Annotated in this window: 8 protein-coding genes and 1 CRISPR repeat array (1 of these 9 running past the window's edge); of the genes, 7 read left to right on the top strand and 1 reads right to left on the bottom strand. The window is 38.2% G+C overall.

The annotated features are described in order from the left end of the window. The first annotated feature begins 37 nt into the window (after positions 1–37). The 7 genes from ACHZAX_RS13765 to ACHZAX_RS13735 all read left to right on the top strand — a co-directional run bounded on the left by ACHZAX_RS13765 (position 38) and on the right by ACHZAX_RS13735 (position 9,919). Positions 38–937 (top strand): restriction endonuclease, encoded by a 900-nt coding sequence (locus tag ACHZAX_RS13765; protein WP_320019530.1) that lies wholly within the window; start codon positions 38–40, stop codon positions 935–937. Positions 938–1,377: 440 nt separating this feature from the next. Beyond that, positions 1,378–1,950, top strand: coding sequence for an AraC family transcriptional regulator (locus ACHZAX_RS13760; protein ID WP_320019529.1), 573 nt, complete (start codon positions 1,378–1,380; stop codon positions 1,948–1,950). Between the two features lie 94 nt (positions 1,951–2,044). Beyond that, positions 2,045–2,413 carry an HYC_CC_PP family protein gene (locus ACHZAX_RS13755; protein WP_320019528.1) on the top strand — a complete coding sequence of 123 codons (369 nt, stop codon included), beginning with the start codon at positions 2,045–2,047 and terminating at the stop codon, positions 2,411–2,413. Positions 2,414–2,515: 102 nt separating this feature from the next. After that, complete coding sequence (locus tag ACHZAX_RS13750) at positions 2,516–6,322, top strand: efflux RND transporter permease subunit (protein ID WP_320019527.1); 3,807 nt, start codon at positions 2,516–2,518, stop codon at positions 6,320–6,322. 93 nt (positions 6,323–6,415) lie between these two features. Continuing rightward, complete coding sequence (locus ACHZAX_RS13745) at positions 6,416–7,648, top strand: TolC family protein (protein WP_320019526.1); 1,233 nt, start codon at positions 6,416–6,418, stop codon at positions 7,646–7,648. Between the two features lie 11 nt (positions 7,649–7,659). Further along, positions 7,660–9,465 carry an efflux RND transporter periplasmic adaptor subunit gene (locus tag ACHZAX_RS13740; protein ID WP_320019525.1) on the top strand — a complete coding sequence of 602 codons (1,806 nt, stop codon included), beginning with the start codon at positions 7,660–7,662 and terminating at the stop codon, positions 9,463–9,465. A gap of 79 nt (positions 9,466–9,544) precedes the next feature. Beyond that, on the top strand, positions 9,545–9,919 hold the full coding sequence (locus ACHZAX_RS13735; protein WP_320019524.1) for a heavy-metal-associated domain-containing protein: 375 nt from the start codon (positions 9,545–9,547) through the stop codon (positions 9,917–9,919). Between the two features lie 212 nt (positions 9,920–10,131). On the opposite strand, the gene ACHZAX_RS13730 is transcribed toward ACHZAX_RS13735, so the two are convergent. Then, a complete protein-coding gene (locus tag ACHZAX_RS13730) occupies positions 10,132–11,214 on the bottom strand; it encodes a class I SAM-dependent methyltransferase (RefSeq protein ID WP_320019523.1) in 1,083 nt (360 codons plus the stop codon). 246 nt (positions 11,215–11,460) lie between these two features. Then, a CRISPR array of direct repeats spans positions 11,461–12,678; the repeat unit is 30 nt; unit sequence ATTTCAATTCCAGTATGGTTCGATTGAGAG (it continues 6,987 nt past the right edge of the window).

The following is a 12,678-nucleotide window of genomic DNA, read 5'->3' as shown; positions in this document are numbered from 1 at the left end:
CATTCCCATTGTGAAACAAATAAATTGAAAGACCAGAATGACCAATTCAAAACAGATCGAGAGTATCGAAAATAAGGACAGTAAGGAAGCAAATTCCTTTCATAGTAAATTGATTTATGTGAAAAAAGCTTCGGGTAATGAGGAGCTTTTTGCAATTGATAAATTGGAGCGTTCGCTTCAAAATGCAGGGGCAAGTGCCGCTGCAATAGAAAAAATTCTTGTAAACATTGAGAATTGGATTTTTAATGGGGTTACTACCAAACAAATCTATTCCCGGGCCTTTTCAGTTTTGCGCCGCGAAAAAAACACTTCGGCCATGCGTTACCGCTTAAAGAAAGCAATTATGGAGCTTGGCCCGACAGGATACCCTTTTGAGCAGTTTATCGGACAATTGTTTAAAAAACAAGAATTTGAGATTGAAGTAGGAGTGGTGGTTGAAGGTGTTTGTGTGACTCACGAAATGGATGTAATTGCCACCCGCAATAAGGAGCAGCACTTGGTTGAATGCAAATATCATAAAGATCAGGGAAAACATGTGAGTGTGCAGGTGCCTTTGTATGTGCGTTCGCGTGTGAACGACATCATCGAAAAAAGAAAGGATATGCCCGAATACAAAGATCTTTCCTTTACGGGATGGGTGGTTACAAATACCCGTTTTTCACCCGATTCAGTGCAGTACGGCACTTCCAGTGGTTTGCATCTGTTAGGATGGGATTATCCGCAAAACAGAGGTCTGAAAGAAATCATTGAAGAGCTTCGTCTTTATCCTGTAACGATACTAAGTAATCTTACAAAAGCGGAAAAGCAGGATTTGATGGATCGAAACATCCTTACCTGTTTGCAGCTAAAAGAAAACTTTCATTTATTGGATTCGTTTGCCTTAAGCGAAAAGAGGCAAAAATCATTGAAAGATGAACTTGCTCATGTTTGTGGATAGGGGTTCAGATTGATTTCTTCGGAAATAGTTGCTCTTTATACAAATATCCGCTTCACCACGAAAGAGTTTGTTTGTAAATATAAACACCCCTCTGTTCTTCGAACATCGCCCCTTGAAAAAGGGAGAAGCACCTTAAATAAATGAATCCTTCCTTTTTAAGGGAAGGTGCCGATCCCGACACGTCGGGAAAAGGGTGCTGATTCTTGTAATTTTCTTTTTATACATTTTGCTGCTCTTTATTTTTTTAGACCAATAAGATGTATAAAGAGTAGCTGAAATAAAAGAAGGTGTTCGAAACCTTTAATTTTCCTTTCTTGTTTTAGATGCCTTCTTAAATGTTTTTCTTATTTTGCTTTTCAGAAACAAGCTGTGAAATAAGACTTTGCAAAAAGGAATAGCTTGTAGTTTATTTGTTTCGCTTGTCGGATTAAAATTATAAAATGGAACAAAACCGCATTCATATAAAGAACATGGTCTGTCCAAGATGCATAGCCGCAGTGGAGATGGTTCTTAAGAAGTTGAACCTTAATTTTATTGAAATAGATTTGGGGACAGTGGTTTTGGACCGGTCGTTAACGGAGGGTGAAACGCAAAAACTGAAAATTGATTTGGAAGAAATAGGTTTTGAACTTTTAAACGACAAGAAATCGCAATTGATTGAGCAGGTTAAAAGTGAAATTATCAAAATCGTTCATTATCACGAACAAGCCATTCAGGCAGGAAATTTAACCGATCATTTACAGAAGACTATCGGGCATAGTTATGCTTCACTTAGCAAGCTTTTTTCCGAATTCGAAGGTAAAACAATCGAAAAGTACCTGATTCTTCAAAAAATAGAGAAAGCAAAAGAATTACTTTTTTACGAGGAATTGAGTATCAGCGAAATTGCCTATCAGTTAAATTACAGTTCCAGTCAGCATTTTTCCAGACAATTCAAGTCGGTTACCGGCTTAACACCTACCGAATTTGGAAAAAATAAAAAAGCAGGAAGACATTCTATAAATGAGATATAAAACTCCTTTATTTCTAAATTGTGCACGTCTTTTTACAAATTATACACGTCTTTTTTGTAAATAGGCGTTATATTTGTCGTATAAATTATTTGTAATGCTTAAGAAATTCAGTCATTTACTATTAGCCTTGGTTATATTTGTTGTTACAACAGGTATAACTGTCTCCATACATTATTGTGGAGGCCATGTAAAAGATGTGTCTTTTTTAGCTGCACCAAAAGCTTGCTGCGAAATTCCACAAGGGTGTTGCCATAATGAAGTTTTTACCGTAAAAATTGAAAATGATTTTTCAATTTCGTCTTATACTTTTGATTTCGAACAATTGGAAGTAGTATTGCCGGTTTTAATTGAACTAATTAAGGTTGAAACACCTCTTAAAGTCAGGAAGAATTTCGTAGAATATATTGTTCCTCCCCCCAAAATTCAAACGGTACTTTCCTGTTTGCAGAATTATAGATTATGATTTGTAACTTATCTTTATAAGATGCGTTGGAATTGCTGTGCCTTGTAGTTTCCTGCGTCTCAGTAATTTTAAAAGTTTAAGATAAATCATAATTTATTAACTATGCTTAATAAAATTATTCGTTTTTTCCTTGAGAATAAACTGGTTACTTTTTTGGTGCTGATTGTCATGATCAGCTGGGGAATTATTAATTCTCCTTTTGGTTGGGATACCGGTATTTTGCCAAGCGATCCTGTGCCTGTTGATGCGATACCGGATATCGGAGAAAACCAACAAATTGTATATACGGAATGGCCGGGTCGGTCTCCTCAGGATATTGAAGATCAGATTTCGTATCCGTTAACAACATCCCTTTTGGGGATACCAGGTGTAAAAACCATTCGCAGTAATTCCATTTTTGGCGTTTCCAGTATCTATATTATTTTCGATGAGGATATAGAGTTTTATTGGAGCCGTACGCGGATTCTTGAAAAATTAAATTCGCTGCCGGCAGGCACACTTCCCGAGGGTGTTTCTCCCGCTTTGGGACCTGATGCAACAGCTCTTGGTCAAATTTACTGGTACACCTTAGAGGGAAGAGATAAGGATGGAAATCCGGCAGGAGGTTGGGATCCTCACGAATTAAGAACCATTCAGGATTTTTACGTCCGCTATTCATTAACTTCGGCCAAAGGAGTAGCCGAGGTCGCATCCATTGGAGGTTTTGTGAAAGAGTATCAGATTGATATTGATCCGGATGCAATGAAGGCGAATGGAGTAAATATTAGTCAGATAATGGTTGCCGTTAAGAACAGCAATCTGGATATTGGAGCCCGAACCATTGAGTTCAATAAAGTAGAATATTTAATAAGAGCTTTAGGCTATATCAAAAGTCTCGAAGACATTGAAAAAAGCGTTGTTGCTGTTCGAAATAATATTCCCATCCGGATAAGGGATGTCGCGAAGGTGAATTTTGGTCCGGCTACCCGTCGTGGTGGCTTGGATAAAGGAGGAACAGAAGCTGTTGGCGGTGTTGTGGTAGCACGTTACGGTGCTAACCCTTTGCATACCATCGAAAATTTAAAAGATAAAATTGCAGAAATTGAACCCGGTTTACCATCAAAAACATTGGCCGACGGCACTCTGTCTAAAGTAACAATCGTTCCTTTTTACGATCGAACAGGATTGATCAAAGAAACCCTTGGAACATTAGAGGAAGCGATTTCACTGGAACTTTTGATCAGTATTTTAGTGATTATTGTGTTGGTGCTGAATCTTAGGGCTTCTTTCTTAATATCAAGTTTACTGCCGCTTGGAGTATTGATCACCTTTATTGCCATGCGTCAGTTTGGAGTCGATGCGAATATTGTTGCTCTGTCGGGTATTGCAATAGCAATTGGAGTTATGGTTGATGTGGGGATTGTTTTCACCGAAAACATCATCAGGCATGCTGAGGCCGTTGAAAATATAGGAGCCAAAGGGAAAAGACTTTTGGAAATTGTTTATACTGCAACAACTGAGGTTGCAGGGGCGGTTGTAACAGCTTTGGCAACTACTGTCATCAGTTTTTTACCTGTGTTTGCCATGGAGGCTGCCGAAGGAAAACTGTTTAAACCACTGGCATATACCAAAACCTTTACCATGTTGGCTGCTTTGCTGATTGGTTTAATTATCATTCCAACATTGGCTCATCTGGTATTTTCAATTCGTTTTGACAAGAACAAATACTCTAAAATCTGGAACAGCCTGATTGTTGTGGCAGGCATTGTTTTGTCAATTGTTTCAGGGTATTATATCGCAATGGCCTTGGTTGCATATGGCTTAAATGGTTTTTTTGCCGATAAATGGAAGGAGACCAAAAAATCATGGGTGAATTTAATCAACATTGCCATCACAATTGTGGTAGTTGTATTCTTCCTGACCAAGGCATGGTTGCCTTTGGGAGCAGAGAACAGCCTGTTTGCTAACTTCTTGTTCGTAATTGCAATTGTAAGTGTAGTTTTAGGTGCCTTATCATCAATCGTGTTTTTTTATGCGAAAATTCTGAAATGGTGTTTAAACAACAAATGGAAATTTTTATCCGTTCCCATCCTGTTCGTGGTATTTGGAATTTCAATATGGCAGGGATTTGACAAACTGTTTGGTTTTATGCCCGATTTTGTTCAAAATACAGGTGTTTATAAAAAACTGGATGCTGCCATTCCGGGAATTGGTAAGGAATTTATGCCTTCGCTTGATGAGGGATCATTCTTGTTTATGCCAACAACAATGCCACATTCCGGAATACAGGAAAATCTTGATGTGATTGCCGTTTTGGATAAAAAGATCAATTCGATTCCTGAAGTGGAAAGTGTAGTTGGAAAATGGGGACGTGTAAATTCTGCTCTCGATCCGGCTCCCACTTCGATGTATGAAAATTTGATTAATTACAAGTCGGAGTATATGCTGAATGAATCCGGACACAGAATGCGGTTTAAAGTAAACAGAAAAGACGCGTTTGTGTTGAAGGACGGTTCTACATACAATCCCAGGGAAGAGGGGTTTCGTTTAATCGCTAAAGAAAATCTGATAGAAGACAAAAATGGAGAGTATTTCCGTCAATGGCGCAAAGAAATAAAATCGCCGGATGATATTTGGGATCAAATCATCAGTCAATCATCAATTCCAGGCTTAACATCTGCCCCAAAACTGCAGCCAATTCAAACACGTTTGGTAATGCTGCAAACCGGAATGAGGGCACCCATGGGAATCAAGGTTTTTGGTCCCGATCTGGAGTCAATAGAAAAGGTTGGATACGAGATTGAAAAACATCTGAAACAGGTGAAAGGGGTGCAGGCCATGTCTGTTTTTGCTGATCGGGTGGTGGGAAAACCTTATCTGGAGCTGGAAATTGACAGAGATGCGATCTCACGCTATGGTATTTCAGTTAAGAATTTACAATCGGTAATCAGCAGTGCTATTGGAGGAATGCAATTAACAACAACGGTTGAAGGGAGAGAACGATTCCCGGTTCGTTTGCGGTATGCGCGGGAATTTCGCGACAATCCTGAAGATATAAAGAAGATATTGATTCCGGCATCGAATGGCGCTCAAATTCCGTTAGGCGATTTGGTAAGCATTCATTACATCCGGGGGCCTCAGTTGATTAAAAGTGAAAATACCTTTCTGGTAGGATATGTAATTTTTGATAAAAAGGAAGGATTTGCAGAGGTGGATGTGGTTGAGAATGCACAGGATTATCTAAAAGAAAAGATATCCGAAGGAGAATTTAATCTGCCTGCAGGTGTCAGCTATGTTTTTACCGGAAACTATGAGAATCAGATTCGCGCAACGAAACGATTGATGATTGTTGTGCCAATTTCATTACTAATCATTTTTCTGATTCTTTATTTCCAGTTTAAATCTATTGTATCAACAGCATTCATATTTACTGGGATCATTGTAGCCTTGTCAGGCGGATTTATTATGCTTTGGCTGTATGGTCAGCCCTGGTTTCTGAACGGAGAGTTAGGCGGCATTTACCTAAGGGATTTATTTCAGGTTCACACCATAAATCTGAGTGTGGCAGTCTGGGTAGGTTTTATTGCTCTGTTTGGTGTCGCCACTGATGATGGTGTTTTGATTAGTACCTACATCAAACAGCTGCAGGAAAAAAAGAGCCCTAAAACAGCAAAAGAGGTTCGTGCTTTGGTTTTGGAAGCGGGCTCAAAACGGGTTCGTCCTGCAGTTATGACAACAGCAACAACCATTATTGCCCTGATTCCAATTTTAACATCAACCGGAAAAGGTTCCGATATTATGGTGCCGATGGCAATTCCACTGTTCGGAGGAATGACCATTGAGGTGCTGACAATGTTTGTTGTTCCGGTTCTGTACAGCATGTGGCAGGAAGCTAAAGTTACAAAAGAGTTAAAAAAACGAAAGGAATAGTATCATGAAACGTCCATATATAAAGCGTTCTACACACAGAGAAACGATTACAATGGAAAGTTCCATGTGGCAAAAACATACAATTATCAACACATGAAAAAAATAAATAGAATTATCACAGTCCTGTTTCTTTTGACATCTTCGGTTGCCTTTGGTCAGCAGGAACTGTCAGCTTACTTGAAAACAGGAGCAGAAAATAATCCTGGGCTTCAGGCCCGGTTTAAGGAATATATGGCAGCACTTGAGGTTGCCCCTCAGGTGAAAGCACTGCCGGATCCTCAGTTGGCATTCGCTTATTTTATAGAACCGGTTGAAACAAGAATGGGACCTCAGGAATTTAAATTTTCGCTTTCGCAGATGTTTCCCTGGTTCGGGACTCTTAAAGCAAAAGAAAATATAGCGGTTCAGAATGCCAAGGCCAAATATGAGGTTTTTCTGGATACCAAATCAAAATTATTCAGTGATATCAGTGCAAACTATTACAACATCTATTTTAATAAGAAGGCCATTGCAATAACCAATCAGAATCTTGAAATTCTGAGTGTATTTAAAAAGTTGGCAGCCATAAAGGTAGAGGCTGGTTTGGTTTCAGCTGTTGATGGGTATCGAATAGAAATGGAAATTGGTGATTTGCAAAATCAATTGGCTCTTTTAACCGATAAGCAGGAAGCATTGGAGTTTTCTTTCAACAAACTGCTGAATACAGATCTATCCAATGAGGTAGATACTCCGGATGTTCTGTGGGAAGACGATATTCGTTTTGCAAAAGAGGCCTTGTTGGATTCTGTGAGAAGCAACAATCACAAGCTTCTGGGAATAGCGCTTCAGCAGGAGTCGTTGAAATACAGAAAGATCCTGGCAAACAAACAAGGCAAGCCCAATTTTAATTTAGGATTTGAGTATACAATTGTTGGGAAGGGAGACAATAATCTGGCAGGAAAAGATGCCTTTGTTTTCCCAAAAGTGGGGATTACAATTCCTCTGTACCGGAGCAAATACAAAGCAATGATTAATGAAGTTGTTTTGCTTGAAACCGCCAAAGAGATGGACAAAGCCAACACACAAAACATGTTGGAGTCCATATTCGAAAATTCATGGAAAGATTATAAAGATGGACATAGAAGAATTGCTTTGTACATCGCTCAGTTAGAATTGGCTAATAAATCCTTAAATCTGTTGGAAACCGATTATGCAACAGGGAATAAAAATTTTGAGGAGATTTTAAGAATGGAAAGAAAGGTTCTGAAGTACAATCTGGAGCTGGAAAAAGCCAGGGCAGATAAACAAGCAGCAATTTCATTCATCAATTATTTAATGGGTAAATAAATCGTTCTGATATGAAAAAAATAATCAATAATATAAAAGAGAATTACAAGTTAGTAATTGCAGTTTTGGTAATTGGAGTTTTTCTCGGCCTGATATTTTCCGGATCGTCTGATAAAACAGCAGCAGGCACTATTGCTGTGGAAGGGCACGAAGGGCACAATCATGAATCTGAAGATCCAACTACCTGGACTTGTTCCATGCATCCACAAATAAAACAGGATAAGCCGGGAAAATGTCCGATATGCGCAATGGATTTAATTCCGCTCATAAACAGGCAATCTGCAGGAGATGATGTCAATCCGAATGAAATTGTGATGACAGAGTCTGCGGCTAAATTGGCGGCCATTCAAACCATGAAAGTTCAATTGGGAGTTCCTGAGAAATCGGTTCGTTTGCAAGGGAAAATCCATGCAGATGAAAGAAATATATCGGAATTGACGGCCCGGTTTGGAGGCAGAATAGAGAAGTTATTCGTCAACTTCACAGGACAAACAGTTCGTAAAGGCGACAAGCTGGCTACCATTTATTCTCCCGATTTGGTGACCGCGCAACGTGAATTGTTGGAGGCGATTGGTTTTAAATCATCGCGTCCGTCCTTATATCAGGCATCTAAAGGGAAATTGAAATTATGGGATCTTACCGATAAACAAATTGAGGAGATCGAGACAAAAGGAGAACCAATGCTTTATTTTGATGTATTGTCTCCAATTTCGGGAACCGTTACTGTGCGGAATGTTGCCATTGGCGATTATATAAAGGAAGGAAGCAAGTTGTTTGAAGTGGTTGATTTATCGAGACTTTGGGTGATGCTGGATGCGTATGAAAGTGATTTGCCCTGGATAAAAGTGAATGATAAGCTTGAGTTTACAGTGCAGGCGATGCCAGGTAAGAATTATGAAGCTAAAGTGACTTTTATCGATCCATTCATTAACGGCGATACCAGAGTAGCAAAAGTGAGGGCTGAGGTTGTAAATAAAAATCAGCAGTTGAAACCGGAAATGTTTGTGAATGGGATTGTGAAATCTAAAACTGAGAAAGGATTGAATAAAATACTGATTCCGAAATCAGCAGTACTTTGGACAGGAAAAAGATCGGTTGTGTATGTAAAAGTTCCGAATCGGGAAACTCCGTCATTTTTGTATCGGGAAATCGTTTTGGGACCCGAAGCAGGTGCATTTTTTGTTGTGAGTGAGGGGTTGAAAGAGAATGAAGAAATTGCCATCAACGGAGTCTTTAAAATTGATGCTGCAGCTCAGCTAATTGGGCTTCCGAGTATGATGAATCCTGATGGAGGAAAAGTCTCAATGGGTCATAATCATGGAGATATGGGTGCCGGTAATTCGATGCAAAAAATGGAAAGTGCTGTGGTAGATGAGAAATTCAAAAAGCAATTAACTGGTTTTTATAACGAATATCTGTTGCTCACAAAAGCTTTTGTTGCCTCCGATCCATCTTTGGTTAAACCTGCCGCGGAATCCTTATTGTCAAAATTGAGTACTATTGACATGAGCCTGCTAAAAGGTGATGCACATATGCAGTGGATGACCAATTTAAATGTACTTGAGACCAAGTTGAAAGCGATTGCTGCCAGTAAAGATATTGGTGTGCAAAGAACTGCTTTTGCCCCTTTTAACCAGGCATTGTATAAAAGCATAAAATCTTTTGGGCTGTATAAAGTAACAACTTACTATCAATTCTGCCCAATGGCAGATGATGATAAAGGTGCTTACTGGTTCAGCAATTCTGAAGAAATTCAAAATCCTTATTTTGGAGATATGATGCTCGGATGTGGAGAAGTGAAGGAAACGATTAAGTGATTTTTAAGAGGAGATATGAGTGTTCTCTTCTTGTAATGTATTTTAAAGTAGATAGTTAATAACGATAAAAGTAAATGTTATGAAGTTAAAAGTATTAGGATTAATCGGATTGTTTTTAGTGAGCGGGTTTAGTTTATCTGCTCAGCAAACAAGTAAAAAATTTAAGGTGTTTGGTAATTGTGGAATGTGCGAGAACCGAATCGAAAAAGCTGCTTTAGCAGTAGATGGTGTAACAATGGCAGATTGGAATAAGGAAACGAAACTAATTGAAGTTGCTTTTGATACGACCAAAACAGACATTCACAAAATACATATGGCCATTGCCAATGCAGGTCATGATACGGAAATGCATAAAGCGAAAGATGAGAATTACAATAAGCTGCCGGGTTGTTGTAAATACGATCGGACGAATGCTGAGATGAAAAGTGACGAAGGACATCATCAGCATGAATAGAGCAAATGGCTTGGATATTTTCCTTCAGGATTAAAATTGAAGCCCGACTGTATTGGCCGGGCTTTTATATGTTTTTCTGGTGTAATACCAATTTAATATCAAAATCCTGCTTAAAATATCAGCTTGTCATGCTCTGATTGTATACAAGTCGTTCTTGTCAGGGTATGACTTGATTCTATAAGCACTATTTTATAAGATCAATTTTGATATAATTACTTAATGCATTTGTACACAATAAATTTTTTGTCTTCAGCGATAATCTCAACCGACGAGAACAGAGGCTCCAAATGTATTTTGTAATTTAAATGTTTATTCGCGACAATCTGAAGGTTTCCTCCTTTTTTCAGACAGCGGAGACATCCTTTAAAGAGATGAAGGGGAATTTGGATGTTTATCTCAAATTCGAAATGAAAGGGCGGATTTGTTACGATTAAATCAAAAGCGTTATCATCAAAAATGGTTAGCTCATTATTAAAATGATGATGAATGTTTTCTCCTTGAATATTTAATTTTGCTGAAGAGACAGCCAGATAAGAATCATCCATTAAATGGATTTCTGCATCAGGCAATTCTTTGAATATTTCGTTGCCAATAATTCCATTTCCAGAGGCTAAATCCAAAATGCACCGATCGGTATCATCTATTTCAAGATGTTCCAAAAAAAACTGCGTGGCATAATCAATATGTTGTGCCGAAAATACTCCGCAATACTGTTTGTAGTCTTGATTGTTGTAATTTAGTGAAGTGATGAGTTCTTTTTTAACGATGTTTTTCTTTTTAGTAAGCACTAACAGGCGCGCTTTTTTTACCGCTCTGCTTTGTTCTGTTACATCGAAATATTCCTGCGCTATCTGTAATAATTTAGGACTAAAATGGCGGGTCATGAATGCACAAATTACAGTAATGTCTTCGCTTGAATTGCCAGTAATCTGTTCAAGAAAAAGTTGAAAAAGCTCTAATGATTTAGGCACATTTACCAAGGCGAAATCCATTTCATTTTTAAGAGGCGAAAGTGGGTCTGAATAAGAAAGTAATGGAATGTTGTGCGCTTTTAAATTGGCATCAATGGCTTTTTGCTGACTTTTTTGAGTAAATACTACTGTCGGGTTAAATGAATGTAAATAACAGCCCAAAAAACCAAACCGGTCACCATAAATGCCTAACTGATTCGGTTTTTTTTCCAAATCAGCAAACGCCTGTAAAAGATATTCGTCTGCAGCACTCCAGGCCTTTAACGATTTATCTTCTGATAAATCATATCTTTTAATTTGATATTTTCTTCCTTCGAAATCCATGTGCTAATCTGCCTTAATGTAATGATTTGTAATTGATAATAAGCTTTGTGCTTTTTACCATTTATTGAATTGATGTTCCTGTTTCGAATAGGAACAAGCGCCGTTACGTATATATACCCATCAGGTTATGCCGTTAATTAAAATTAGAATACTTTGGTAAAATGCCATCCGGAATTTCGGGTATTGCAAACAAAATCAGGTCTGCGAAGATAGAGATTAGATGCGACAAATTGATAAGCCCCTGCATTTTCAATTCCAGTATGGTTCGATTGAGAGTGTTTAGTGGTTCCACCTGCTTCACTTAAATTCCAATATTTCAATTCCAGTATGGTTCGATTGAGAGATTTACATGTGCTTGATCGAGACTTGCTTAAACAGATTTCAATTCCAGTATGGTTCGATTGAGAGAGGCTATTAAAACGTATGAGTCATCTGCGCAGTGTTCATTTCAATTCCAGTATGGTTCGATTGAGAGCAAATGAATTTGTTTTAAGTGGTGGTTATCCTAATGAATTTCAATTCCAGTATGGTTCGATTGAGAGGAAAGTGTTTGAAGATCCTGAAAACACCCCTCCTGAATTTCAATTCCAGTATGGTTCGATTGAGAGAACAATTAACCTAACGGTTGATGAAAGTGTTGCCATATTTCAATTCCAGTATGGTTCGATTGAGAGCTTCCTCAACTTTTTCAATAAATCTTTTGGCTTCTTTATTTCAATTCCAGTATGGTTCGATTGAGAGCTATTCTGTGAAGCAATTCAATGAGATGGTTTCCAAATTTCAATTCCAGTATGGTTCGATTGAGAGAATTGCACAGCCGGCAGATACGATTGAGCCAATAACATTTCAATTCCAGTATGGTTCGATTGAGAGGTTTGATATAATTCTAGATTCTTTATTTGCCGATTGAATTTCAATTCCAGTATGGTTCGATTGAGAGAATGAGACATTGAGAGATACTTCTGAGAACTCAGGTATTTCAATTCCAGTATGGTTCGATTGAGAGTTATGTAAATTCATCCGGAATTCTTTATGTTTCTGAATTTCAATTCCAGTATGGTTCGATTGAGAGAAAACATTCACTAGCTTTGTGCTGGATGTTCCGGTATTTCAATTCCAGTATGGTTCGATTGAGAGTGTGAATAAAAGTATACTAGCCAACACCTCTACTAGATTTCAATTCCAGTATGGTTCGATTGAGAGCAAACAGAACATTTTATTCTAACTGCAAAAATCTGATTTCAATTCCAGTATGGTTCGATTGAGAGCAGATATAAAAAACTGAAGTTAAAAGGCTATTCGTTATTTCAATTCCAGTATGGTTCGATTGAGAGTATGGATCCGGAAAAGAAACACCGTTTCCTTTACATATTTCAATTCCAGTATGGTTCGATTGAGAGATTGGCTATGGCAGGTATATCGGCTGGTGCTTCAGCATTTCAATTCCAGTATGGTTCGATTGAG

This window comes from Labilibaculum manganireducens (assembly GCF_963665805.2).
Taxonomy (GTDB): Bacteria; Bacteroidota; Bacteroidia; order Bacteroidales; family Marinifilaceae; genus Labilibaculum; species Labilibaculum manganireducens.
This window is presented reverse-complemented; position numbering and strand designations above follow the sequence as displayed.